Source organism: Bacteroidia bacterium (genome assembly GCA_023228875.1).
GTDB lineage: Bacteria > Bacteroidota > Bacteroidia > NS11-12g > UBA955 > JALOAG01.
On the sequence record JALOAG010000001.1, the window covers coordinates 408,587 to 434,387 of the forward strand.

23 protein-coding genes are annotated in these 25,801 nt (G+C 35.8%); 7 read left to right on the forward strand and 16 right to left on the reverse strand.

Translation table 11 applies throughout. The features are described from left to right. The first annotated feature begins 64 nt into the window (after positions 1-64). Positions 65-826, forward strand: coding sequence for an alpha/beta hydrolase (locus M0R38_01965; GenBank protein ID MCK9480509.1), 762 nt, complete (start codon positions 65-67; stop codon positions 824-826). Here the strand turns inward: M0R38_01965 and M0R38_01970 are convergent. The 6 genes from M0R38_01970 to M0R38_01995 form a co-directional block, all read right to left on the reverse strand. After that, a complete protein-coding gene (locus M0R38_01970; GenBank protein ID MCK9480510.1) occupies positions 794-1,942 on the reverse strand; it encodes a glycosyltransferase family 1 protein in 1,149 nt (382 codons plus the stop codon). The two genes, M0R38_01965 and M0R38_01970, sit on opposite strands and share 33 nt — an antisense overlap. Continuing rightward, positions 1,929-3,029, reverse strand: coding sequence for a glycosyltransferase (locus M0R38_01975; protein MCK9480511.1), 1,101 nt, complete (start codon positions 3,027-3,029; stop codon positions 1,929-1,931). Before M0R38_01975 ends, M0R38_01970 begins: the two co-directional genes overlap by 14 nt. Continuing rightward, a complete protein-coding gene (locus tag M0R38_01980; protein ID MCK9480512.1) occupies positions 3,008-4,930 on the reverse strand; it encodes a RecQ family ATP-dependent DNA helicase in 1,923 nt (640 codons plus the stop codon). Before M0R38_01980 ends, M0R38_01975 begins: the two co-directional genes overlap by 22 nt. Before the next feature lie 66 nt (positions 4,931-4,996). Further along, complete coding sequence (locus M0R38_01985; GenBank protein MCK9480513.1) at positions 4,997-5,374, reverse strand: DNA primase; 378 nt, start codon at positions 5,372-5,374, stop codon at positions 4,997-4,999. Positions 5,375-5,468: 94 nt separating this feature from the next. After that, complete coding sequence (locus M0R38_01990; protein MCK9480514.1) at positions 5,469-6,857, reverse strand: nodulation protein NfeD; 1,389 nt, start codon at positions 6,855-6,857, stop codon at positions 5,469-5,471. 35 nt (positions 6,858-6,892) lie between these two features. Continuing rightward, complete coding sequence (locus M0R38_01995; GenBank protein MCK9480515.1) at positions 6,893-7,993, reverse strand: AI-2E family transporter; 1,101 nt, start codon at positions 7,991-7,993, stop codon at positions 6,893-6,895. Positions 7,994-8,148: 155 nt separating this feature from the next. Here M0R38_01995 and M0R38_02000 point away from each other — a divergent pair, with 155 nt between their 5' ends. Together M0R38_02000 and galE are read left to right on the forward strand one after the other, a co-directional pair. Further along, on the forward strand, positions 8,149-8,736 hold the full coding sequence (locus M0R38_02000; GenBank protein MCK9480516.1) for an N-acetyltransferase: 588 nt from the start codon (positions 8,149-8,151) through the stop codon (positions 8,734-8,736). Next, entirely contained in the window at positions 8,736-9,758 is a 1,023-nt protein-coding gene (gene galE / locus M0R38_02005) for a UDP-glucose 4-epimerase GalE (GenBank protein ID MCK9480517.1), read from the forward strand. The genes M0R38_02000 and galE overlap by 1 nt, the downstream gene beginning before the upstream one ends. A 1-nt stretch (position 9,759) precedes the next feature. On the opposite strand, the gene M0R38_02010 is transcribed toward galE, so the two are convergent. The 9 genes from M0R38_02010 to M0R38_02050 form a co-directional block, all read right to left on the reverse strand. Then, positions 9,760-10,629 (reverse strand): UbiA family prenyltransferase, encoded by an 870-nt coding sequence (locus M0R38_02010; GenBank protein ID MCK9480518.1) that lies wholly within the window; start codon positions 10,627-10,629, stop codon positions 9,760-9,762. A gap of 15 nt (positions 10,630-10,644) precedes the next feature. After that, a complete protein-coding gene (locus M0R38_02015; GenBank protein ID MCK9480519.1) occupies positions 10,645-11,592 on the reverse strand; it encodes a mevalonate kinase in 948 nt (315 codons plus the stop codon). Between the two features lie 75 nt (positions 11,593-11,667). Then, positions 11,668-12,705 (reverse strand): diphosphomevalonate decarboxylase, encoded by a 1,038-nt coding sequence (locus M0R38_02020; protein MCK9480520.1) that lies wholly within the window; start codon positions 12,703-12,705, stop codon positions 11,668-11,670. Next, entirely contained in the window at positions 12,696-13,652 is a 957-nt protein-coding gene (locus tag M0R38_02025; protein MCK9480521.1) for a GYDIA family GHMP kinase, read from the reverse strand. The genes M0R38_02020 and M0R38_02025 overlap by 10 nt, the downstream gene beginning before the upstream one ends. A gap of 427 nt (positions 13,653-14,079) precedes the next feature. Then, positions 14,080-14,766: a tRNA (5-methylaminomethyl-2-thiouridine)(34)-methyltransferase MnmD gene (gene mnmD / locus M0R38_02030; protein MCK9480522.1), complete on the reverse strand. Its 687-nt coding sequence runs from the start codon at positions 14,764-14,766 to the stop codon at positions 14,080-14,082. Further along, positions 14,753-15,727 (reverse strand): glycosyltransferase family 9 protein, encoded by a 975-nt coding sequence (locus M0R38_02035; GenBank protein ID MCK9480523.1) that lies wholly within the window; start codon positions 15,725-15,727, stop codon positions 14,753-14,755. Before M0R38_02035 ends, mnmD begins: the two co-directional genes overlap by 14 nt. A 70-nt stretch (positions 15,728-15,797) precedes the next feature. After that, positions 15,798-17,837: a site-specific recombinase gene (locus tag M0R38_02040; GenBank protein MCK9480524.1), complete on the reverse strand. Its 2,040-nt coding sequence runs from the start codon at positions 17,835-17,837 to the stop codon at positions 15,798-15,800. 17 nt (positions 17,838-17,854) lie between these two features. After that, positions 17,855-18,586: a TIGR00730 family Rossman fold protein gene (locus tag M0R38_02045; GenBank protein ID MCK9480525.1), complete on the reverse strand. Its 732-nt coding sequence runs from the start codon at positions 18,584-18,586 to the stop codon at positions 17,855-17,857. Positions 18,587-18,645: 59 nt separating this feature from the next. Further along, a complete protein-coding gene (locus M0R38_02050; protein MCK9480526.1) occupies positions 18,646-19,716 on the reverse strand; it encodes a UDP-GlcNAc--UDP-phosphate GlcNAc-1-phosphate transferase in 1,071 nt (356 codons plus the stop codon). Positions 19,717-19,945: 229 nt separating this feature from the next. Here M0R38_02050 and M0R38_02055 point away from each other — a divergent pair, with 229 nt between their 5' ends. The 4 genes from M0R38_02055 (at position 19,946) to trmD (ending at position 24,926) form a co-directional block, all read left to right on the forward strand. Further along, positions 19,946-22,288 (forward strand): TonB-dependent receptor, encoded by a 2,343-nt coding sequence (locus tag M0R38_02055; protein MCK9480527.1) that lies wholly within the window; start codon positions 19,946-19,948, stop codon positions 22,286-22,288. Between the two features lie 3 nt (positions 22,289-22,291). Further along, the gene (locus M0R38_02060) at positions 22,292-23,149 is read left to right on the forward strand and encodes a DUF4249 domain-containing protein (protein MCK9480528.1); all 858 of its coding nucleotides are present in this window, start codon (positions 22,292-22,294) and stop codon (positions 23,147-23,149) included. A gap of 94 nt (positions 23,150-23,243) precedes the next feature. Then, complete coding sequence (locus M0R38_02065; protein ID MCK9480529.1) at positions 23,244-24,218, forward strand: hypothetical protein; 975 nt, start codon at positions 23,244-23,246, stop codon at positions 24,216-24,218. Positions 24,219-24,248: 30 nt separating this feature from the next. Beyond that, the gene (trmD, locus tag M0R38_02070) at positions 24,249-24,926 is read left to right on the forward strand and encodes a tRNA (guanosine(37)-N1)-methyltransferase TrmD (protein MCK9480530.1); all 678 of its coding nucleotides are present in this window, start codon (positions 24,249-24,251) and stop codon (positions 24,924-24,926) included. Positions 24,927-24,983: 57 nt separating this feature from the next. On the opposite strand, the gene rsmA is transcribed toward trmD, so the two are convergent. Next, entirely contained in the window at positions 24,984-25,775 is a 792-nt protein-coding gene (gene rsmA, locus M0R38_02075) for a 16S rRNA (adenine(1518)-N(6)/adenine(1519)-N(6))-dimethyltransferase RsmA (protein ID MCK9480531.1), read from the reverse strand. Positions 25,776-25,801: the final 26 nt, after the last annotated feature.

Here is a 25,801-nt window from a genome sequence, read left to right on the forward strand (position 1 = left end):
TATGCCCATTTTCTCTTCTAGAAATTCAAAGATTCAATATTCCCTTTTTGGGGAGGGTGAAGTTTTGATAATTGCATTCCATGGTTATGGTAAGGATGCCGATAGTTATAGGGTCTGGAGCGATTCAATTTCAAATGCAATGGTACTTTCAATTAGTCTTTTTGAGCATGGAGAAAGTGTATGGAGAGAGGAAGGAGGGCTTGAAAAACAGGATTTTAAAGAAATTCTTGAGGCATTAATTCAATTTTTAAATCTTGAAAATAAATTTATAGTTTCTCTGGGCTATAGTATCGGTGCTAGATATGCTATCTCTCTGACTTGCTTATTGCCTCATTTATTCAAGTCATGTATTCTTTTAGCTCCGGATGGTTTTCAGAAGGTGAATGTTGTTCAAATTTGTGCTCGACATCAATGGATACCTAGATTCTTAATTCACCATCCTGACATTGTTTTTTTCATATTAAAACTGCTTACGTTTATTCAAATACTACCTGAAGGAGTATTCCAGTTTTATTTGCAGAAGTTTAATTCAATTCCAAAAAGAGCCAGATTATTTACTGTGTGGCTACAAACAGCCGCTATTTCATTCTCTAAGACACAGATTCAACAATGTTTTCAAGATTATTCGATATCAACTTTCTGTATTCTTGGAAAGGAGGATAGAATTATAAAGCCTTCTATTCAATCCACTGTTCAAAGAATATTTCCGGAGGCGAGAATTAGGATTGTTAATGAAGGACATGCGTTAATAAATCCCAACATTGGAAGCGTGGTCAACGAGTTTATTATCGAGTTATACTCTCACTTTCTCGTCTCTTCTAAATAAGTCAAGAATCTTTTCTGCACTTGAAGCATTGCTGAATTTGCTGTCCAATAGGTGTACTCTTTCTTTTACTTGAATTTCGGAAAAAGGTTTTTCCCAAAGGTTGAAGATACTTTCAGCTAATTCAAAAGGATTATTAGCTACATGACATAATGCTTCAACTCCGGTATTTTCAACCATTTGTTTATTAACAACGGTATGTCTGCCAATAAATAATGAATTGAGTAACTTGAGCTTAATTCCGGTAGCTTGGAATGTTACCAGCACATTTACTTGTGCATCGCGAATATGCTCCATGATTTCTTCATTGCTAAGATTATCTTTGAGTGTTACATAAGATAATTTTTTAACAGCTCTTCTCAATTCTGCAGAAGGATTACTGCCTGCAATAATTACCGGAAGGTTGATTAACCTAAAGACTTCTTTTACAAGGAATAAAGCTGCATGATTATTCTCTGGTACTCCTAAGTTTCCATGATAAAATATGTAATTTCCTGTGCCCGGCTTAATATCTACATAGTCATTAGGATGAAATGCTGATACCCAACGAGCGTTAATGCCCTTACTTTTTAAATATGTCGTATCGGGTTGTGAAATTGCAAGAACGTAATTTGCATGGATTAGATTTGACTCATAATTTTTTAACCTCATAGCTTCTTTTTGAAAAAATATTCTTTTGAAAATATTCTTTTCGACTTGAGCTAGATTGTTATAGTATTCGTGTTCAATATTATGGTTACGTACTATCTTCAATCGGTGTTTTAAGTCAGGATGATTTAAATAAAACGTAGTGTGAATTCCTTCAAATATGATTGGGTAGTTATCTTGAAGGAGATTAGTTAAGAGTTCTGGACATTCTCTGGATGAAACAATATAGGGCAGGGTGCCTTTTAGTGGATTTAACAAGCGTTTGCGTGGGTAATAATATACTTTATGACAATATTTATTGAGTTCAGCTTGTGCAGATCGTCCATATTGAAAACAATGTAGTATTATATTGATATTGCAATCTGCCAAAGCCCTTATTTTATGAAATACATCCATTACTCCACCGTAATCGGCAGGAAAAGGTACATCAAAACTAATGATGTGTAGGTAGTTGTCTTTATATTCTAGCATAGAGTGTGATTAATTGTTTTTTTTCATTTTCCCAGTTCCAAATTTGAGCAGCTCGTTGGCAATTGCGCTTTAGTTGCATATAGTATTGATTGTTTGCAATGGCTAAACGTGTTTTGGCTACTAAGTCTTCAGGTCGAGAATCTGTAAGGATGCCTACTTCTTGAATTTGGTTTAAATTTTCGTATTCTGGAAACTTGTTGAGTAGTGAAGGTAGCAGCGCATGTACATAGTCAAAAAATTTATTGTTGAGAGAATAGAAATAACTTAGCCCAACGTTTTCAGATACATTCAATCCTAAAAAGGCTCTTTTTGAATAACCTCTCAGTTCTTCTGGTGTCATATACCCTAAGAATTTAACTTTGTTTTCTAAGTTATTTTCTTTTACCAATTTTTTCAGAATATCACTCAAATCACCTTCTCCAACTATATGAAATTCAATATCTAATTGTTGCATGGCAAGTATCATGTTTTCAATACCTCGCGCTTTGTTTAAGGCTCCTTGATAAAGAATAAATTTTTTTTCAGGAATAGATAGTTCTGCATGAAGTATGCTTTCATCTAACTTTGGTGTATTTCTTATAACATAAAATTTACATTTCAGTCTGGTAGTAAAGTTTTCAGCCAACTTTTCCCCCACGGTATAACATAAATCTGCTTGTGGAACGAATGTTTTTTCAATCCAAGACCAAACCCTCTGCACACCTTTTCTGTCAACTACTTCTGGTACTTGTGTGAAATATTCATGTGCATCAAAAACAAGTTTTTTTCGTTTAAGTTTTGCAATGATTGCACAAGGACTTATGGTATCTAAATCAACGGAAGAAACAATATCAAACTTAGAAAAGAGTAAGTATATCAACAATCTTACATTGTATTCAAGATAAAACAAGAACCCTTTATTTATGTAACAGCGCAGCCTTTTTTGCAAATAATTCCTTTCTTGTAGTTTTTGAGAAGAAGGTAATTTTCGTCCTACTAACACAACTTGATACCCTTCCTCTGCCAAAGCACTACAAATCTTTTGCATCCTTTGGTCAAAACTGAGATCGTTTGTTACCGTAAATATTATTTTCCTCTTTTTTTCCATTCAAATAATCCGGTTTTGTCTCTCGTAATCCAATTGTTATTAAGCATCCATTCAAATGCTTCAAGGAACTTTCTTTTTTCTGATGTCTTTAAGCCGAGTACAAGACTTTTAAGGTCTTGTTTTTGTTTTGTTAATTTATCTTGAATCAGATTCATGTAAATCTCGAACTCTTTCTCGGATAAAGGTTCTATATTGTTTTCAATACAAACATTGCATTTGCCGCAAGTGTATTTTGATTTTTCTCCAAAATACAAGGCAAGAAACCGATTGTTGCAAATTTTCTCATTTTGTACATAGGTGCGAATACTCTCAAATCTTTCTATAGCCTTCTTATGCAAGAGATTGACTAACGTTCTGTTAGGGTTTATTTTGTCATATCGGGATTCAGTGAGAATGAGTTGAGGTGTGGAAGTTTTTGGAATATAATCGATGTAACCCTCTTTGTGGAGGGCTAAGAGCATTTTTTTTACATTTGCTTCCTGTGTGTTAATCAACAATGCAATTTTCAACTCATCTATTTGAGTATAAAAGTCAAAGTATCCACCGCGTGTGCGTAGTATTGCTAAGAAAAGGAGATTGTAATTTTCATTTTGGACTTGTAGTTGATATAATTCTTGAGGAGTTACAAGGATTTTGAGTGTGCTGATTACAATGCCTGTTTCATTGATTTGAAGATACCCTAATTTTTGTAACAGACTAATGGCAAAGTATGAATTACGTAAGGGGAGTTTGTATTCATTGCAAAATTGACTAAGGGTAAAATCATGACTAATTCCTTGTCCGCTTCCTTCCATAATTTTGAGAAAATTGCAGATTTTCTGGTATATTGAGTTAAGAGATGTGTTATCAGGGAATTGTTCGTTGATTCTTGTACGTTCATTTTCAAAATCAATATCCATGTAACACAAGATACAGTAAGCCTTTTGACCATCTCTACCTGCTCTGCCTGCTTCTTGATAATATGATTCTAAACAGTCGGGAGGTTCGTAGTGTACAACAAAACGTACATCCGGTTTGTCAATACCCATTCCAAAAGCATTAGTGCAAACTATAACTCTTGTTTTGTTTGAAATCCAGTTGCTTTGTTTTTGATTTCGTTCTTCTGTTGTAAGTCCGGCATGATAGAAATCACTTTGAATCCCATTTTGACTTAGATACTTTGAAATTTCCTCTGTTCCTCTTCTGTTCCTGCTGTATATGATGCCTGTACCTTGTACCTTTTTGCAGATTTCCAGTATCTTAAGATTCTTATTCTCAACTTTTCTGGTTATATAAATAAGATTCTCTCGGATAAAACTATTTTGAAAAACTTTAGCTGTTGGTCTAAATTTCAAAGACTTCATAATGTCTTTGACAACTTCTTTAGTAGCACTTGCAGTCAAAGCAAGCATAGGTACATTGGGAAACAATTCCCTAATTTCGGCAATTTGTAAATATTCCTGTCTAAAATCATAACCCCATTGACTGATACAGTGGGCTTCATCAACGGCAATTAAACCTAATTCCATATTTTGAAGCCAGCCTCTGAAATCCTTGGAGGCCAACCGTTCCGGTGATAAATATAAAAACGATAATTGATTATTAACTGCTTGGTCTAAAATGGTGTTTTGTTCTTTTGCAGATTGTCCGCTAAAGAGTGCATGTGCTGTGATGCCTTTAGACACAAGATGCCCAACTTGGTCTCGCATTAAAGCTATTAAAGGAGAAATAACGAGGCAGAGTTTTCCGGAAAGTAATCCCGGCACTTGGAAACAAATTGACTTGCCTCCACCAGTTGGTAGAAGAGCTAAGGTGTCGTTTCCTGCTAATACAGAGCAGATGATATCTTCTTGTTGAGGTCTAAATGAATTATAGCCCCAATAGTGTTGAAGTGTTTCTAGAAGTTTTTCTTTTGAATTCAATCTCTCTGCTTTGTTCTATCTCTGAAATGTCAAAAATAGAAGTTGCAGAAATCTCATTTAGAAATATTAATCCTCATCATCATCCTCATCGTCCTCAGAAGCAGAATCATAATTGTCTTCTTCATCATCTTCCTCTAATTCATCTTCAGGTATGATGTCTTTAGGAACAATATTTTTTGCTAAGGTTGAACTAACATCTTTGTCCTCATCATCGTCCTCATCCTCATCATCATAGTCTTCAAGCATTTCTTTTAGTTGTTTGCTAACCTTGACGAGGTAAATTGCAGAGTTGGTTTCGACTCTTACAGCATAAATTAATTCTCCTTTTGCATTTGGAAATTTAATTACATCATGTTCAAATCCATCAGGGTATTTTTCTTCCATTAAAGCCAAAATATCCTTAGGAAGAGAACTGTATTCAATAATTATGCGCTTCTTCTCCATTTCTGATGTTGCTTTCAGCGTTCAAATAACTAATCTAAAATATTACAAAAATTAGAGCTTAAAAGGTTATGGACGAAATAACATTTTTTTGCGACTAATGCGCTTCTACTAACCAGCTATTACCTTCTTTCCTAATGAATTTTACCTCACTATCTTTTTCAATTAGTCCATAAATTGAATGTACAGGAACTATTTTATTTTGACAAATTACTTTGCCTTGGGGTTTGATGTCGGTAAATGCTATTCCTATATCTCCAATTGAAATGTAAGCGTCTTCTGTGTTTTCTATTTGTTTTGATTCTGTTAATGTTGATTCTAAACTCATTTTTTTCAATAATATAGAATTATGGAATGAGACACCGGAATATATTATAATGCTGATAAAGACTGCAAGCGCAATGCTGACAATTAAGAGAGCATTGCTGATTTGAGCAGGGTTTTGAATACTAAAGTCGAATCCATTGTTTGACACTAAACCAAGCACTAATGAAGAAAGTATTGCGATAATGCCGGTAATCCCGGTTACACCAAATCCTGGGATAGCAAAGATTTCTATCAAAAGCAGAATAACACCAACTATAAAAAGCAGGATTTCCCAATTTGCAGCTAATCCGTCAATATAATTTGGCGCAAAGTACAGCACTGCTGATACTGCTGATACAACAATTGGAAAACCAATTCCGGGTGTGCGTAGTTCATAATAAATTCCTCCAATAATTAATAGAACTAGAACACTGCTAACTGCAGGATTTTTAAGAAATCCGAATATAATATCAATGACATTCTTTTCTACTTTAATTATTTCGTAATGTTGGATACCTTCAGCATTGATTACTTCTTCGATATTGTTTTTAATGCCTTCACAAAAACCATATTTAATAGCCTCAGCGGATGTAAATGTTATTACCTTTCCCTTTGCTGTAATACCTTCAATCTCAATATCCTGATCAACCATTGCTTCAGCAATATCCGGGTTGCGTATCCAGATTGAATCACCTGCTGAGTTTATGGTCCTGCCATGAGCTTCTGCGGTGGAGCGCATGATACTTCTCATATAACTTTGATATTTGTCGGGAGCAGCATTTCCATCTTCTGTAACCACTGTTGCAGCACCAATACTAGCACCTTGAGACATATAGATGTGTTTACAAGCGATTGAGATTAATGCACCCGCAGATGCAGCATTAGGATTAATAAATACAACAACCGGAATCTTTGATTTTAGAATGGCGTATCGAATCGAGTCTGCATCGTTGACTAAGCCGCCATAAGTATCCATATTAATGACAATTAAATCTGCATTTGCTTCTCTGGCAATGCTTAAAGCTTTGCTGACAAGCCGGGTTGCAGTAGGAGCTATCTCTTCTCTTATGTCAAAAACTACAACGGTGGACTTTGTTGAGTCAGATGCGTATATGTTTAAAAATGGTAGAAATGGGAGTAAGACAATCAAAAACAATCTCTTGCTCAAGCGTAGTAACATAATTACAAAGATAGTAGTTTGTGAAATTAATATGGTTACTTATTCATCTTGTCAGTGAGTTTTTTTACCACTTTTAAACCGGGGAAAAACTCTCTGAATATGACTCTGAATATCGTGTAAACCGGAATGGCAGCAATCATGCCTAATATTCCAAATAAAGTTCCGGCAATCAATACGACAATAAAAATTTCGAGGGGATGTGCATTAACACTTTTAGAGAAAATAAGCGGTTGAAAAACAATATTGTCCAACAGCTGGACAGCCATGTACACTGCAAATATTTTTATAGCGAAAATGCCAATGTTCACATTGCTTGCTATTGCCAACTCTGAAGTAATTCCAATCAATACTCCAATAACAATGCTGATTAAAGGTCCAATATATGGAATAATATTAAGCAGCCCTGTAATCAATCCTAACACCAATGCATTCTCTACACCAATCATGGCAAGCCCTGCCCAAACAACTATAGAGATTAGAGTAATTTGAATGAGAAGTCCTAAAAAATATCGGGATAACATCTCTTTGCTATTTTGGATTGTGTTCTTCACTTTATCCATGTATTTTTCGGGAGTTAATGAAAGTATTATTTGATTGAACAAGCCTGCATCTTTTAGTAGAAAAAATGTAATGAAGAAAGCAGCAAATATGGCAATTAGTATTCCTGTAGAAATACTTAGTGCTGTTCCAAAGTAACCACTGATGTCTTTTGCAGAAAATACGCTTAATATTTTGTTGAAAATGGATTGCCAATCCTCTTTCGAGGGCCATAGATTGAGCTGTTCTAACCGTATAATTATTCCGGACATCCTTGTTTCTATTGTGTTATACACTGCGTTATAATCTATGCTTGTTAAGAATTTAATTTGTTTGCTTATCAAAGGAACAAACAACAAAATAAAGCCAAAAATCAATAATGCAAAAATCAGCAAGGTGAATATTGCTGCCATTGAGCGAGGTATTTTAATTTTTCCAACACCTTTTTCAGAGAGTATGTGTACCAACGGTCCTCCAAGAAATGACAGTATAATGGAAATAGTAAAATATAGAATGACATTACTCAAATAGGTAAAGCACAGATAAATTATTAATGCAATGCCTATCCAAACCAGCCAATGTGTTAATTTGCCTTCCATAACTGTGAAAATGTAAATGCAAACATAGTGAAGTTCTGAGTCGATACACACTTTGTTGCTTCATAAGTATCTTAAATATATACCACTCAAGAATCCAAAAATGTCTTTATGAAGAGTTGGAATACTTGGGTCTAAAACTATATTTTTGCACTCCAATGCAAAACAAAGAGAATACGTATTTTGCCCATGAAACAGCTGTTGTTGATGAAGGGTGTGAGATTGGAGAAGGTACCAAAATTTGGCATTTTACTCATATTATGAGTAATTGCAAAATAGGCAAGAATTGTAATTTTGGACAAAATGTTGTTGTGTCACCTGAGGTTGTGTTGGGTAACAATGTAAAAGTGCAAAACAATGTTTCAATATATACCGGAGTTACTTGTGATGATGATGTTTTTCTCGGACCTTCAATGGTTTTTACTAATGTGATAAATCCACGTAGTGCTGTCAATAGAAGAAACCAATATGCCAAAACACATGTTGGACAAGGTGCAAGTATAGGAGCCAATGCAACGATTGTGTGTGGTAATGATATTGGGAAGTTTGCATTTATTGGAGCCGGTGCTGTTGTTACTAAAGATGTACCTGATTTTGCACTGCTTATTGGAAACCCAGCGCGTCAAACTGGGTGGATGAGTGAATTCGGTCATAAATTAGTCTTTGATAAGAATGGCTTCGCCACTTGTCCTGAAAGCGGTCAAGAATATAAGTTAAGTAATAACAAAGTTGTCCGTATTAAATAATGGCTAAAGATATTTTAGTTACCGGAGGATTAGGATTTATAGGATCACATACAGTTGTAGAACTGTTTGCCAAAGGGTATAATCCTATTGTAGTTGATAATCTGAGCAATAGTTCTGTCAATGTGTTGAAAGGCATAGAAAGTATTTGCAAAAAGTCCCCAATATTTTATTCTATTGATGTGAATGACAAAAGCGCATTGGATATGATTTTTCAGCAACATTCTATTGATATGGTGGTGCATTTTGCAGCCTATAAAGCGGTTGGTGAAAGTGTGCAAAAACCGCTTTTGTATTACAGAAATAATGTTGGTGGCTTACTAACTTTGATGGAAGTAATGCAAAAGAATCATTGTTCAAAAATTGTGTTTTCGTCATCTTGCACAGTCTATGGACAGCCGGAGCATTTGCCGGTTGCAGAGAATGCGCCTGTCGCCATTCCGACTTCTCCGTATGGCAATACAAAGAAAATATGTGAAGAAATTTTACGTGATTCAATCAGCGAATTTCAAACCGTATCGCTTAGATATTTTAATCCGATTGGTGCTCACCCTTCGGCTGAGATAGGAGAGTTGCCTTTAGGTGTGCCGAACAACCTGGTGCCATTTATTACCCAAACCGCAATTGGAATTAGAAAAGAACTCTCCATTTTCGGAGATGATTATAATACCCCTGACGGAACTTGTATTCGTGACTATCTGCATGTGTGTGATTTAGCTGATGCACATATACTTGCATTAGAACGATTACTCAATCCGGCATTTGGTAGTAATGAAGGAAATTTTGAAGTTTATAATCTTGGTACAGGAACAGGTTATTCTGTAAAAGAAATGGTTGAAACTTTCCAACAGGTAAGTGGCGTCAAGCTGAATCATGTATATGCAAAACGAAGAGAAGGTGATGTCGAACAAGTATGGGCAAACCCTTCAAAAGCATCTCAAGTGCTGCATTGGCAGGCAAAAAGAGACTTGACAGAGATGCTTGATTCTGCTTGGAAGTGGCAGCTAAAACTCAGCCGACAATAATTTAGAAGAATACTAAGTTGAGTGTTCCTAACACTATCAGTACTTTAAACACAAAGTTGAGTATATAAAAATCTCCTTGTCTGAGTTTGAGCAATCCAAACAAAACACCTAATAAAGTAATATTAGAGAAGAATATATAATACAGCCAATGCGCAGGATAGAATTGGAAATAAAGAAATACTGAGTAAACGAGTTGAATCAATATAGAAATACTAATCACAATGCGTGTTCTGCGGTCGCCCAAAATACCCGCAATACTGTTGCGCTGCAATAAAATATCACCTTTTACTTCTTCTTTCCCTTTGATAATTGCTTTGGTGAAAAGTAGCATTGTGAAATAGACCCCAAATGCAATCACTTCCCAATAAATTTTGCCATAGTGCATTCCCACACTAAAGAAGCATGACACTGTCAGCAATGATGAAGCAATCTCTTTAATGAGTGGATATTTCTTCAACTTGTGAGAATAGAACCAGAGCGAAAATGCCAAAACAAAGAAATATAAGAAGATTTCGAATGATGCAATGAGTGCTAATCCCAGTGCAATGAGATTAAGCCAGACATACAGTCGTATTCTGAAGTCTTTAGATAAATACTCTTGAAAGATTGTGATATGAGGTCTTACTATTAAATCATGTTTGAAATCATAAAAGTCATTGATGAGGAATCCACCGGCAATTATTAATAAGGTGCAGAGAACTATCAGATGGAGTCTCAGGTCAAATAAAATGACAAGTAACCCCTCAGGAAATGAATTGAAAATACAAATTGCAGATAGATACTGTGCAAATGCAGTTAATAGAATATTGTACCAACGTACAGAAGACATCAGCGCAAGAACCTTAAGGTATTTAATGTTCCGGCTGTTCATATTACAAAGGAAAGGTTAAAATTTATATATGATTTGCGGGTTATATGCTTTTAGATATTGCTCAGCAGCTTTGAAATCTTTAGTAAAACCTAAAATATAACCACCGCCTCCACTGCCGCAGAGTTTGAGATAGTAAGCATTCGTCTCTATGCCTTGTTGCCAAAGCGTTTTAAACACTTCAGGAATCATAGGTTGGAAATGTTCAAAAACCAAAGTGGACAGTTCTTTTAATGAACCAAACAAAGGTTTGAAATCTTTTCTCAGAAAAGCATCTATACACAGGTCATTGTATTTTTTAAACTCAGTTTTAATCAGATTCCTAAACCCTTCCGTTTTGCATTTTTCTAAGAATAATGTAACCATACTTTGGGTTTGACCGGGAGTGCCAGAATTGATAAGGAAAATCGCACCCAACCCTTCATCATCTGCTTGTGGCAAACCAATTGGGCTGATATATTGTTCTGATTTTACCAGAACAGGAAGGTTTAAATAACAAATCAGCGGGTCAAGTCCCGAACTCTTGCCATGAAAATAGCTTTCCATTTGAGCAAGACCAGTTTTTAACTCTAAAATTGATTGACTATTTAAATCTTGTACTGTGATTCTATGTTGTGCATATTTATCATATACAGACGCACACAAAGCACCCGAACTGCCAATGCCAAAACCTTTTGGAATACTTGAATCAAAATACATCCCTTTGTTTACATCCTTTTCAAAAGCATCAATGTCAAGTGCAACAATCAATTCGTTGTTGTTTGACAGTTGTTTCAAATAAGAAACGAATTTTTTCAGATGTTGATTGGATTCACTGGATTCTTGTGTAGAACCCTCTTTCTGGATTTTTAATGAGCCTCCAAAGTGATTGAAAGGAATAGAAAGACCCATAGAGTTTTCTATGATTCCATATTCTCCAAAAAGAAGAATTTTAGCTGTGAATAATGCTTTTTTACGCTTTCCCAAGGTAGAGACTCTTTAGTTTTGCGCCTGCAAATATAGTGATTTGTATGAAGATGCTGTGGACTTTAACTTATTAGTTTATAAACGTTGAGGTCCTTTACCTAAACCACTGTGTATGCAAGAGTTTTCAGCGCAGTATCGAAGCAATTGGTTTTCTATAAACAACTGAACATTGTGCTTGTCTTTTTCGAAATACAATACGTGAACATTCGCTCCTGCGTCCATAGTAAAAAAGACAGGAAGATTGCTCTTAGCTCTGAATGTTCTAATTTCATTTAATACAGTCAGTGTGTTTGGGTGAATAAGAAAATACCCGTGAGGAGAGGTAAGCATCATGGCATGTAGGGTAAGTGCTTCTTGTTCGGCAATTTGTCCAAAAGAGTGAATATTATTCTCCTGCAATGAATGTAGCAATGTTAATGTATGCGCTTTCCCTTGCTCAAACCTGCGACTTGCATACCAATGTTCATTGAGCATGTCATGTCCCTTGCTGCTTGACACACTTTTTTCTGTATTTTCAATGAGCAATACACTGTCCATAATATGCATGAAGTCAGGGTGAATGTTTGTTAACGGAATAGCATATTCATCACTGCTTCCGTTGATTTCACTATGATAGCCCCATTCACTGAACCCTCTATAAATTGACCTGCAGGCACTTCCGGAACCTATTCTGCTATAAAATGAAGACTTTCTCATAAAATCATGCTCTGAAAGGATTTTGTTTGACAACTTGTTGTCTATTTCTATAATACACAATGCTAAAGCACTCATTGCAGATGCAGAGGATGCAATTCCGGTTCCGTAGGGAAAGTTATTTTTTGAATGAATTTCTAAATGATAAAGGTTGAGCCAAGGGAAATCATTGCTTATTGCAGACAGAAATTGTGTGATTTTAGGAATAAACTCAGGTTTTGGCTTATCATCGAAAAAGAATGTCAGGTCTATAGTCTGAGTACTTTTTTTCCTTTTGATGTAGAGTTCTGTTTGGGTAAAAATTTGATCTAAAGTAAAACTTATTGAGGGGTTTGCAGGTATTTGAAATCCCTTTTTACCCCAGTATTTGACTATGGCAATGTTGGAAGGGCTTTGCCATGCACTTTTCATTATTTCCATTCGTAATCAATCATTTTGCTATAATCCATAATGGTTTGATAACCTTTTTCTAAAAAATATTTCTCTGTGTATTCGGATGTGCTGTTTGAACAAGCGAGAATAAAGTCACCACCCCATGCCCCTAGTGATTTGATAACACCATCAAAGTCAGGAAAAAGTTCATCTTTGATACATTTCTTCTTTAACACTTCTGACATTATCAACTCATGTCGTCCCAATAGTTGCCTAAACTCCTCGTAGTCTGTAACTGTTGTAATCCTTTCACTGATATTGCTTATTTCTTCAATGAAATTACGGTTTTCATTTTCTTTCCATTTGCTCTTAAATCGGCTCACTTCGACATTGCTGTCTTGTTTGTGATTGAGGTAAATCAATCGACATTGATTTGCAAATTTCTTCCAAGATAACTCTACGGGTTCTGCCCAATGATACATTTCTTCTTCTATAAAATATAGGATAGGTTTACCCATAAGACTGGTAGCAATGTCGTATCCGCTCCCTTGGTTAAGAGTGGATTGAAAAACAAGTTCGAAGGGTTGTAAGTCGGTTAGCATAGCCAAGTTCACAATCAATGAAGAACTGCTGCCCAATCCCCAACCGGGGTCAAAATCCATAAAGGTTTTAAAATTGTATGTTCCTTGCTCTGCAAAGAAATCAGGTTTTGAATTGTTTATTGTGATGAGCAGGCTTCTGATAAATTCAGTTCTTTCACTCCCTTTCTGTTCTGAAGGTTCAAAGTTTTGGTCTATAATGAATTGATTTGAGTACCAAATCAATTCACCTGGTGTCATGGATACCCAATTCACAATTCTTGTTTTGCGTCTTCTGTCGTGGGTGAAATGAAGCTGCTGCCCTAAAACTGTAGGAACTGCCAAAGCTTTTGCTCCACTGATTACTAAATATTCACCGGTAATCATTAACTTGCCCGGACTCCAGAATTTTTCCAACTTGTTTTTTTATTGTGTTGGGCAAAGGTAGTTTTTTAAGAATCGAAATTTGTATTTATTAGGGTTAGATTTAAAGTTTTTTGTTTAGCCAATGCCGCCAATTCATTCTGTTGTTTCTTGTAAAGAAGCAATTGCCTTGTAGAGTTGGATATGGGAACATAACTCAAGTTTTAACCTAAGATGATTGAATACACAGGGTATAGCACGTGAAAATAAACATAGATTTATCAAAGTTTGCAATATTGTGGTGTTTCTGAAATACTTGAGTCTTCATAAATATCTTTTAAAGTACACCCTTAATTCTCTAAATAAAGTCAATGATTTGATTGCTATTTCGATATTACATACCTCTGTATTGGCTCACATGTAAATTAGAACAGTTTGTATAAAGAGGCAATTTGTGTTGCTAATACTATGGATGTAAATTCTATTTTTTCTGAGCTTGGGTAATTTCTCTTCTTGGTCCAATTCCAGGTGGGTTGAATAATGCCATACCCAACGCTTTCATATTGCGCTTAAACTGACCATTGGCGCAATAGGTGATAAAAATACCGCCTGTTTTTAGTAGCCACACACATTTTTCCAATACAGCATAATCCCACATTTCCGGCTGCTTTCGAGGTGCAAATGCATCATAATAAATTAAGTCATAAGTAGATTGCATTCCGTTAAATTCTTGAATGGTTGTTTTCCAACGAGTGAACATGAAGTTTTTTCCAATAGCCTGAGACAGATCAGCCTGTTGTGTGTGCATGTTTGTTAATATTTGCAACAAGTCTTTTTGTTTGGAGATATATCCCATGTCCAAATCCTGTATCATAGAAGGTGAAATAGGAAATGGTTCTAAACTTTCATATACGACCTTCTGTTGTTGTTTTTGAGCTTCTTCAAAGGTGAGAATTGCATTCATTCCTGTTCCAAACCCGACTTCTAAAATTTTGATTGTTTCACCATGATTTATACAGTTAAATCCGTGGTTTATATATACATGAATACTTTCGGTTAGAGCGCCTGTTGCACTATGATACGTTTCGTCTAATGTTGGGAGATAGAGTGTATGACTTCCGTCTTCTGTTTTTTGTAAAATTGGTTGTTCAGGATTAAAGTTCGACATGGCTAAAATCGATATCTCTCATACATTTAAAATGACCCCTTGGGCAATGATCGAAACCCAGTTTGCTGCATGGACGACAAGAGAGGTTTTTAACCTCAAGTATCACACTATGTTTGGCGGACTCACTGTCATTTGCAAAAAATGGATACATGCCAAATTCAGGGATAGTATTGCCCCATATAGAGATGGTTGGTTTGTCAAAAGCTGCACCTATATGCATTAACCCTGTGTCGTGGGTAATGAGTTTGAAACAGTGTTTGACCATAATAGCACTTTGAATCAATGTAAGTTTACCGCATAGATTATAAACCTTCTTGTTTTGTAATAGTGTGGTAAGTAATTCGCCTTGTGCCGAATCTTCTTTTCCACCTAATAAAATAAGTGGATAGGTAGATTTGAAGAGTAATTGTGCAAGCTTTTCTACGGGCATTCTCTTTGTAAAATAAGAGCCTCCAATGGCAACTGCATGATAAGGTTGAGCCGAGATTTCTTGTAATTCTATTGGCAATGTTTCGTTGCCTTCAAAAAAATCTAATCCCTTATTGTCATAAGTAACTCCCAATGATTTAACGGTTTCCATATACCTGTCAACGATATGAAGATTCGGCATGTACTTCTTGTTTTTGGTGCGAACCGTGAGCCACTTCTGAAAATTTAGTTTGTGAAAGCTCTTTGATTTTGTTTGCAACATGGCTTTCATTCTGCATGTACGAAGGTTGTGATGTAAATCCACCACAAAATCAAATCGCTCCTTTTTAATTGTTTTGACAAAAGCACTAAAATCAGACTCTAATAAATGAAGTTGGTCAATATATGGATTGTATGAAACTAAGGATTTGTATTGTGCTTTGGTTGCAAAATGTAATTCAACGTCTTGAATTTGTGATTTAATACAGCGTAGTACAGGAGTTGTAAGAACGATGTCTCCGATTGAGCTAAATCTTACTACGAGTATTTTCATTGATTGCAAAGTTAAGGAGCTTTCTAACCCAAGCATTTAGAAAACGGAAAATAATATAACTTTATCAAGGTCAATGTTCAGTAGCGTCATTGTTTGATTCTTCTGAGGCAATGGATTCTGCCTCTTCGCGAAGTGCATATATTTTTTTAGGTGGAGGGATGAAAAAATCACGTTTATTGTGTTTAAATCTTATCCAAATTGCTATAAAGATTGGTTGGATGTCAAAGAAATGCAGATTGCGAGATCTCAAAGCTACATAGAGGGATAAAATAAAACTCACAATAAAATTAAAGAAGCCAATTAGCCCTATGCCAACAATGGCTATAATGATTTGCCACATTGAGATATCAAATTGCAGCCCCATTAATGCAAGTCCGAAGTTGCCTGCAGCAAAGGTGATATGCCTGATTCCAAGGTCTAAACCAAAAAACATTCCAACAGCTCCTATTGATCCAAGCATCACGCCAAACCAAAAATTACCTGATAGCCCTCCTATATGTTTGTCATAAATTTCAGCTACCTTATTCAAAGTCCTATCCGGAAAAAACCTTCTTAACATTGGATGTTTTTTTATTCTGAATGATATTCTGTCATGGATATTGCGATTAATATAGTACCCTGAAATTAAACCGCTCAAAAATAAGAAGACCCCTGTGAGCATGGCATGAGGGATTGCTTTTGATTGCAAGAAGTTTACTTCTTTCAGCATTTTCTGACTGTGTTCAACAGTGAGGAAGTCAGCGCCAAAGAGGTATTTCCACACTAAAAATAAAAGTATTGCCACAGGAAACGCTAAAAACACATTGCCGATAAAGGCGACAAACTGAGAGCGGAAAAGCCTTGCAAACAGCTCGGCAAAGTCGCTATAGCTAACCTCCGACTTTCTATCCGATTTAATTGCTTTGGCTAAAGTAGCCGCAGTCATAGCGGGTTGTTTGGTTGCAAGGGTAAAGTTGAAAAGATAAATCGCTATAAAACCCATAGCGTAGTTCATACTGTATAAAAATGCTTGGCCAAACGGACTTGTATCAATATTGGAAAGCTGTGATTTGAAAATACATAAGAATCCAACCACTATTCCACCTCCGGCAGCAGAATAAAACATTTTCTTGTATTCATCCCTGGTATTTGTAATATAATGTTCACCTGTTTTGCCTGAATGTTGTGTAATTTGATAGGCTATTAAGTTTGATGAGGTTCGCCAAAATTCTCGAATATTATTCTTTTTTGCATTGAGGTAAATGAGCTTATTGAGAAAAGAAATAGTCTTTTTTTCTGTGTCTTGGTTGTTATCAATAAGAATGTCAAGTAACAATTCCAATCTGTCAAGTTGTTGTTGTAATCTAACAAACTTTATTGTGGTAAAGAAACTGATTCCATATCTGTCTTTGTTATCCAGCGCACGTTTGAGATAGTCTTGACATTGTTTGATTAGAATTCGGACTTGTTTCACATTAATGTCTTCATGGCTTCGTTGAACGTCTTCACTCTTGAATGAGTTTAACATGACTGACACTTCGGTTTGAAGAGTAATAAAAGGGCTGTCGAATCCAGCGTATTCAGGAAGCATGCGCAATAAGGAGTAATCCATAGCTGTGCCTGATATCCTAAGTGCCAGAATATCTATGGAAAACATGAGCTCATTGACAGTAAAACTATCGTTCTTTTGTTTTGTGATGGGAGTGAGATCTAACAATTCAAAGAATACTTTCCAACTTTTTTCATCAATAGCAGAAAACCATTTATAGTCTTTGCGATGGTAGAAAATATTAGTCAGCAAGAAATCCATACTGTTTTCAGGCGGTTGTATCGGTAGGATTTTGTGATAAAATCGTTTAGATACTTCTCTCCAGAAACCACCGGCAGACACAATGCCCAAATCGGCTATGAGTGAACTGAACTTTCTGTTTTTAAGTAATCTGTGTATATAGGATCGGAAACCAAAAAGCAGGTATTCATCTTTCTCTAAGATAAACAGTAAATCGTGAAAACGTCCGACTGCATATTCTGTATTGCGTGAATCAATTGGACGTAATCGCTGTACTACTTGGATAAGGTAGTCCGGGTTTGCATCTTTGCTTTTTGCAATCCTTACGAGAATGTCGTACATTGAACTTGTATGCATTTTTAGAGTCCTGCTTTTTCAAAAAACCAAGGTTTTGGAGTGAATTTTTTCTTTTTTAACCCAAATTTCTTAATGGCATGATCATTAATAAACTGAAGAGCTTCTTCAATATTATCTGTTATTAATAAAGAGGGTATTTCACTCCAGTGTGCAGTACCGGCTTTGTCAAAGTCATTGAGCTGTTTGATGGTTCCTTCCCAGAATTCTTTACCCATAAGCACAATCGGGAAACCTTCTATTTTTTGTGTTTGAACCAAGGTCATAGCCTCGTACATCTCGTCACCGGTTCCTATACCTCCGGGGAGAATAATAAAGCCAAAAGAGTATTTAAACATGAGCACTTTCCTTACAAAAAAGTACTTAAAATCAACTTTGATATTTGCATAAGGATTTGGTTCTTGTTCAAACGGTAGCATGATGTTGCATCCAATGGCTTTGCCACCGGCTTCAGCAGCACCTTTGCAAGCAGCTTCCATAATTCCAGGACCTCCGCCCGTCATGACTGCAAATCCCATTTTTACTAATCTCCTGCCTATTTCTTCTCCCAATTTATAGCTTGGGTGCTCCGGTTTGAAACGTGCAGAACCAAATACGGCAACAGAGGGTCCTGCAAAGTGCAAGGTTCTGTAACCTCTAATAAATTCTTTAAAAACGCGAAAGGTAAAACTTAGTTCGTACCATCTGCTTCTGGGTCCTTCTAAATATAGTTGTTCGTATTTTTTCTTTTCTGACATAGCGACTTCTTCGTTCAGTGTGTGTGATACACTAATTTACAATATAAAATTTAATTTTATCATGTTGATTGATTGTCCTCCTCTTTTGTTTTTGTACGGATATCAATGATGCGGGTCTTAGTAAATCTATTTCTAACACAAATAAAAAGTGCGATTTGAGCGGATATAATAATGAAAACAAGTGAAATTTGTGCATAGACTCCTTTGTTAAAGGGGAGGAATATAATAATAGCATTTATAATAGCTTGTATGGATGCATATATCAATGCAACTTTAACATGGACATATTTGCCAATGTGGACTAATTTCTTAAATAGAAAATCGCGGTGTGGAATGAAAATGTTCTCTTTCAAAATTAGCTTGTAAATTACAGTAAGACCGGAGTCAATTCCTAAAACTGAAATTAATAGAAGATAAGAAATGTTGCCTGTTTTTGAGACAAGCATATAGATTAAATATGTGGTAATAAAAGCAATGCCAACACTGCCGGCATCCCCCATAAATGTTTTTGCATGATAACGAAAGTTGAAGAATAGGAAAACTGCAAGGGAAGCAATTAACGAATAAATAAGTATTGGATCTGCAAACCGGATTAAATGTCCTTCTGCATCTGTTAAAGTTGCATTCAGATATGCTAAACTGAGTAATACAACCATCATACATGAGCCAAGCAAACCGTTAATGCCGTCCATGAAATTAAATCCATTGATGATGAAAGTGCCAAAGATGGTTGCTCCAACCCAGATAGGAAGTTTCTCTGAAAAACTACCATTACTTTCTGAAATTGGAATAACCGATACTATTAAAGCCATTGCAATCAATTGAACAATAAATCTATATGAGTTTTTTAGAAAAATTAAATCATCAACAAAACTCACTGTTACTAATAAAACCAACCCAATCCAAAAGAAATAATGGACATGCATCTCAACAAAAATAGAAGTGATGAACAAACTGACTGTAAACACAATGCCGCTACCGGTGATTGTTCTCTTTGTGTGTGAACTGCGTCCTATAGGGCTGTCATAAATATTGAAATGATTAGCAAGTAAAAAATAGAGAGGGAACAGTATTACTGAAGGTGTAATTACTGCAATCCAGTCCGTTAAACTTACGTAATTATCGAGCATTTTATGAGGCGGCAAAGGTAAACATAATACCGATTTGATTTGATTCTTTTTACATTGACAATATGTTTTATTACTCTATAGTCATTGTTGAGGATATAGGACGATAAGAGCGAATTGCATCAATGAAATGATGTCTTTTTTATGCGTCTGTCGTTGCAATTTTTATTTAATCTTAAATTTCTCTATCACATTGTTTATCAGGTATTTTTGCGACCGTCTTTAACACTATATGTTCCGATCAATTGTATTTCTACTTGTTCTATGTATTCCGGCTGCTGTAGCAGGGCAATCAAAAATCAGTATCAGTGGATATGTAAAAGATTCTTCAAATGGCGAAGCCTTGATTGCTGCTTATGTTTATATAGAAGAATTAGCACAAGGAGCAGTAACAAATTCTTATGGATACTATGCTGTCAATGTGCCTCAAGGACGTTATACTTTAAGGTTTTCTTACATTGGATATAACGATAAAGTTATCGTAAAGTCATTTAATCAAAATACTACTATTCAGGTTGAATTAGTATCAGTATCAAAAATATTAGATGGTGCGGAGGTGCGTGCGAAAAGGAAATCCGAGAGTGTCAAGTCAACAGAGATGAGCGCTGTTAAACTGAATATGAGAACAATTAAGAAAATACCGGCTTTTTTGGGTGAGGTTGATTTGGTGCGGGTTGTGCAGATGATGCCAGGTGTAACTACTGTGGGAGAAGGAGCAACAGGCTTTAATGTTCGCGGTAGTTCGGTGGATCAGAATCTTGTTTTGTTAGATGATGCACCGGTTTTTAACTCTGCCCATTTGTTTGGGTTCTTTTCTGTTTTCAATCCCGATGCGGTAATGGATGTCAAACTCATTAAAGGAGGTATCCCCGCGGTATATGGCGGTCGTCTTGCCTCGATTTTAGATGTGAGAATGAAGGAAGGCAATGTGAAGGAGTATCATGGTACCGGAGGTGTAGGTGCGATTTTTAGCAGATTTGCACTTGAAGGACCTATTGTGAGAAACAGAGGCTCCTTTATTGTTGCAGGAAGAAGGAGTTATGTGGATGTATTAGCTAAACCTTTTATGAGGAAAGAGCTTAAGGGCAGTAGATTTTATTACTATGATTTCACTGCGAAAGGGAATTATTTTCTCAATAAAAATAATCGAATCTTTCTATCTGCTTACTTAGGTAGGGATGTTTTTTCTGCTTCAAACATTTTTGGATTTGATTGGGGAAATCAAACAATAACTTTAAGGTGGAATAAGGTATTTAACAACCGACTGTTTTCTAACCTGACTGCGTTCTATAGCAAATACGATTATAAAATAGATGTGAAAATGGATGAGAGTGGTTTTGACTGGAAATCCAATATTATTAATTATACCTTAAAGCCTGATTTTACTTATTACTTAAGACCCGAATTAGTTGTCAATTTCGGTGCGCAATCTGCTTTCTATAATTTCGTTCCCGGCACATCCCATACAAATATTGATGGTGTTGTGAGTTCACGTTCTTTGGACAATCGTTATGCATGGGAAAATGCTCTTTATACAGATGTTGAACATAAGATTAGTAAGAATTTGAATTTGCGATATGGTCTGCGTTATTCGTATTTTAATTATATAGGAAAGGGTACTGCTTATTATTATAGAGATACAACTGCTAATATTCGTAAACCGTTAGAGAAAACTGAAAAGGTATCTTGGTTTAAGTCCATTGCTGCTTATGGAAACTTAGAACCTCGCTTAGCAGCGACATATACGTTGGATTCTTTTTCTTCTATTAAGTTAAGTTATAACAGAATGGCGCAGTATCTTCAAATGATTTCTAATACTGCAGCTTCCATTCCTCTTGATGTTTGGACTCCTGCAACCAATAACATACCCGGACAGATTGCAAATCAATATGCTTTGGGCTATTTCAGAAATTTTCAGGAAGATAAATGGGAAACCTCTGTTGAAGTCTATTATAAATCTTTGCATAATCAAGTTGAATACATTGACAATGCAGACTTATTGCTCAATGAGTTTTTAGAAGCAGATCTGTTAATAGGCAAAGGGCGGGCTTATGGAGCAGAGTTCTTTGTTCGAAAACACGAAGGTAAACTTACGGGTTGGTTGAGTTATACGCTTGCACGAAGCGAAAGACTTGTTGAAGGCATTAATCGTGGCAAATGGTATCCTGCTCGTTTTGATAGGGCACACAATCTCAATTTGGTACTCATTTACGAAATTACCAAGAAAATTTCAGTGTCAGGTAACTTTGTTTATTATACCGGAACTCCCGCAACTTTTCCCACTTCTAAGTATAATTTTCAAGGTTATATCATTCCGCATATTGAAAATGATGCCCGAAATAATTATAGAATACCGGATTATCACCGTTTAGATTTATCTGTTACAATTCAAGGGAAAAAACGAAAGAAATGGGAAAGCAATTGGGTTTTTTCTGTTTATAATGTCTATGCGAGAAGGAATCCTTTTTCTATCTATTTTCAACCAAACCCAGAGGATTATATGCAAACGCAAGCGATTCGCTTTTCAGTATTAGGTAGAGCGGTACCGGCAATTACTTATAATTTTAATTTTTAGTCCATGAATATGCATAGAATCATTACGGTATTAATAATTGGATTTTTTTCTCTTACTGCTTGTGAAGATGTTGTGGAAGTGGATGTAAATAAGTCTGAAACGCAAATTTGTATTGATGCGATTATAACAAATGCCAAAGAACCTCAAGTGGTAAGGATTTCTCAAAGCATTGCTTATTTTGATAATTCAGGAGATTTTCCACCTTATGCTGTTGACTCGGTTGTGATGTCTGATAATTTAGGGAATAAGTATTATTTTGACAAAACTCAAACCGGTGTTTATACTTATCTGCCTTCACCTCTTGATTCGTTAGAGCAAAATTCTCATTTCATTTTAAAAGTATATAAGGGTCAAGCGGTCTATACAGCCCAAAGTACTTTAATGCGAAGTACATCAATTGACTCTCTTACATACCAATATAATGAGCGAATGAATGGATATATAGTAAGTTTACATGCGAGAGATGCGTATGGAGTAGGAGATTGTTATTGGCTTAGAACATACAGAAATGGTGTGTTTATGAACCATCCCGGTAAAATTAATATTGCCTATGATGCGGGATATCCTCAGATGTTTTCAGATAGCTTAGAGTTCGTTTTCCCAATTGCTATCATGCAAATTAATGATTTTGAAAAGCCTTATCAAATTGGAGAAAAAGTGAAAGTGGAAATATTGGGAATCAACGGGGATTATTATCAGTACTTGAGTATGGCTCAACAACAAATGCAAAATGGTGGAATGTTCGCTCCTCCTCCTGTGAATGTAAGGACTAACTTTACTGCTAATGCACATGCGTTGACCCCGGTAGGCTTTTTTAATGTTTGCGAAGTTCAGTCCGCTGAGATTGAAATAATCAAATAAAAACAAAGACAAGATATTTGTTTTTGTTTTTTTTGTATTTTGCTTGTGTCTAATTGTTGTACTCATACATTTGCGGATAAATTTATTGTTGAATATGTATAAAACAATACTAACCTTGGCTGCATTCTTATCTTTCAATCATTTGTATTCTCAAATTTCTTATAAAGTTAATCAAGATAACCCGTTTTTGAAGGTACACGTGGGTGTGGGCGGATTTTTTGATTATGATTTTTTAGATAAAAATTCGCGAAGCGCAACAAATGCCATTCTTCAGTTTCACCCTTCAAAAAGAATTATGTTAGGGGGCGAAGTTGTATGGGCTAATAAAAAGAATGATAAGGTGATAAAAGAATCTGCTACTGAAATTAAAGCGACAATGTTTGAATGGAACGGGCGACTTTCTTTGTTTCCAAGTGCAAAGGTCAAAAGTAAACAAGTAAAGATTGTACTCGAATCCGCAAGTTGGTCTGATTATTCTTATAACTATTCGTATGAAAATTACATTTTTGCTCCTGCAAAAACCTTGTATCAATACGGTTTCACTTTTAGCGCAGGATCTTTTACTAATAATTTTCTCGACTCAAAGAATGATTCATTGTTGCTCTTAGTTAATAAAACTAGTGGTTTAGACGAGTATTTACCCAATACCGGTACTACCTATACCGGCATGAGATTTTCAGCAGGAGTAGTATATAGTGAAACAAGAAATTTCTCAATTGATGCAAAAGATAAGCGTACGGGGAATGTTTATGGCGATAAGGTAAATAGAGGGCGCACGGAATTTATTGCTGAAATCGTTGCAATGCCAACAATTACAGTAACTAAAGACTTAGTTGCCAAAGAGACCGGAACTGAATATACACTAAAGACAATGCCGGAATTAAAGAATATCGGATATAGGATAAGATTGGAACAGTACTCAACCGGTGTGTTAGCACTTGGCTATCATATTGAATTTGGACAAAGACCGGGTATCCTATATAGATTTGGCAAGAAGGAGCAATTGCGCACCATGTATTTTAAAATTGGAATTAGTGCGTTTATCAATGGAATGAAATCTAAGATATAGCTGTATTTCAACTAATTTTGAAGGCGTAATATGAGAATTGACATACTCACTGTTTTGCCCGAACTTTTTGAAAGTCCTTTGCAACATTCTATCATGAAACGCGCACAAGAGAAAGGCGTGGTAGAAATACATGTTCACAATTTACGTGATTATGCGGTCAACAAATATGGGCAAGTTGATGATTATCCCTATGGGGGTGCTGCCGGTATGGTGTTAATGCCGGAACCGCTTTCCAAATGGATAGAACAATTGCAATCAGAAAGACAGTATGATGAAGTTGTTTTTCTCACACCGGATGGTGAACCTACACGTCAATCGCATGTCAATAAACTTTCTTTATCACAGAACTTACTGATTATTAGCGGACGTTATAAAGGTATAGATCAGCGAATTAGAGATAAATATGTAACTTTAGAACTTAGTATAGGCGATTTTGTTGTAACCGGAGGAGAGTTGCCAACGGCATTGTTGATTGACGGGATAGTTCGGTTGATTCCTTCAGTGCTTAGTAATGAAGAAAGTGCTCTTTCAGATAGCTTTCAGGATGGACTATTAGCCCCGCCTGTTTATACCAGACCTGTGGAATTCAAGGGTATGAAAGTGCCTGATGTATTACTTTCCGGCAATCATGCTGAAATTGAAAAATGGCAACTAAGTGAAGCAGAGCGATTAACCAAAGAAAAACGTCCAGATTTACTCCGTGATTAAATGGAAGAAAGCCATAGTCCTCTATGAGAAGTTAGGATCATGGGTGGAACGCTCTTTTTATCTTTGATTTTGTGTTTCTATTACTTGCGTAATTTTAATAAAGTCTTGCACAGATAAATTTTCCGGTCTTAGTTTGGCAAAGCCTGTTTGTTCAAGTGTTTCTGTTGGTAAGTTGAATTTCTTTAGGCAATTGTTCATCGTTTTTCTCCTCTGGTTAAATGCAGTTTTAACAACATCAAAAAAGAGTTTGTCTGAACAATCACCCAATGTTTCCCTGTATCTCCAACCTTTAATTACTCCTGTTTTTACTTTGGGAGGCGGATTAAATACATTTTCTGATACTGTGAAGCAATATTCCATCTGAAAATATGCTTGCACTAGCACTGAAAGAATTCCATATTCTTTTGAATGTGGTTCAGAACAAATTCTGCGTGCAACTTCTCGCTGAAACATACCTCCAAAGCCATCTACAAACTGCCTGTTCTCTAATATTTTAAAAAGGATTTGAGACGAAATATTGTAAGGAAAATTTCCTATCACAAACCAGTTTGCATCTTTCAGCATTGATGAAGCATTTTTCAAGAAATCACCTTCAATTATCCTATGATGGTATGTAGCATCAATCAAGTTTTCCTTTAGATATTCAATTGATTCAGTATCAATTTCGCTCAGATATAAGTCTTTCAATCGTGTATTCATGAGAAATTGGGTTAGCACACCTGTTCCGGGACCAATTTCCAATATTTTGCCTTCAAATTCTACCGGAATGATAGTTGCGACTTTTTCTGCAATTGATTTGTCTTTAAGAAAATGCTGACCGAACTTTTTTTTGGGTTTTACACAATTCACTTTACTTTTGGAATGAAATTTGAAGC

Coding starts and splice junctions, on each gene's coding strand:
- M0R38_02000 (MCK9480516.1), top strand. CDS start 8,149: ATGCAAAACAAAGAGAATACGTATTTTGCCCATGAAACAGCTGTTGTT.
- M0R38_02050 (MCK9480526.1), bottom strand. CDS start 19,716: ATGCTCGATAATTACGTAAGTTTAACGGACTGGATTGCAGTAATTACA.
- trmD (MCK9480530.1), top strand. CDS start 24,249: ATGAGAATTGACATACTCACTGTTTTGCCCGAACTTTTTGAAAGTCCT.
- M0R38_02010 (MCK9480518.1), bottom strand. CDS start 10,629: ATGAACAGCCGGAACATTAAATACCTTAAGGTTCTTGCGCTGATGTCT.
- M0R38_01995 (MCK9480515.1), bottom strand. CDS start 7,993: ATGGAAGGCAAATTAACACATTGGCTGGTTTGGATAGGCATTGCATTA.
- M0R38_01985 (MCK9480513.1), bottom strand. CDS start 5,374: ATGGAGAAGAAGCGCATAATTATTGAATACAGTTCTCTTCCTAAGGAT.
- M0R38_01975 (MCK9480511.1), bottom strand. CDS start 3,029: ATGGAAAAAAAGAGGAAAATAATATTTACGGTAACAAACGATCTCAGT.
- M0R38_02040 (MCK9480524.1), bottom strand. CDS start 17,837: ATGTACGACATTCTCGTAAGGATTGCAAAAAGCAAAGATGCAAACCCG.
- galE (MCK9480517.1), top strand. CDS start 8,736: ATGGCTAAAGATATTTTAGTTACCGGAGGATTAGGATTTATAGGATCA.
- M0R38_02020 (MCK9480520.1), bottom strand. CDS start 12,705: ATGGAAATAATGAAAAGTGCATGGCAAAGCCCTTCCAACATTGCCATA.
- M0R38_01970 (MCK9480510.1), bottom strand. CDS start 1,942: ATGCTAGAATATAAAGACAACTACCTACACATCATTAGTTTTGATGTA.
- mnmD (MCK9480522.1), bottom strand. CDS start 14,766: ATGTCGAACTTTAATCCTGAACAACCAATTTTACAAAAAACAGAAGAC.
- M0R38_02060 (MCK9480528.1), top strand. CDS start 22,292: ATGAATATGCATAGAATCATTACGGTATTAATAATTGGATTTTTTTCT.
- M0R38_02035 (MCK9480523.1), bottom strand. CDS start 15,727: ATGAAAATACTCGTAGTAAGATTTAGCTCAATCGGAGACATCGTTCTT.
- M0R38_02065 (MCK9480529.1), top strand. CDS start 23,244: ATGTATAAAACAATACTAACCTTGGCTGCATTCTTATCTTTCAATCAT.
- M0R38_02055 (MCK9480527.1), top strand. CDS start 19,946: ATGTTCCGATCAATTGTATTTCTACTTGTTCTATGTATTCCGGCTGCT.
- M0R38_02045 (MCK9480525.1), bottom strand. CDS start 18,586: ATGTCAGAAAAGAAAAAATACGAACAACTATATTTAGAAGGACCCAGA.
- M0R38_01990 (MCK9480514.1), bottom strand. CDS start 6,857: ATGTTACTACGCTTGAGCAAGAGATTGTTTTTGATTGTCTTACTCCCA.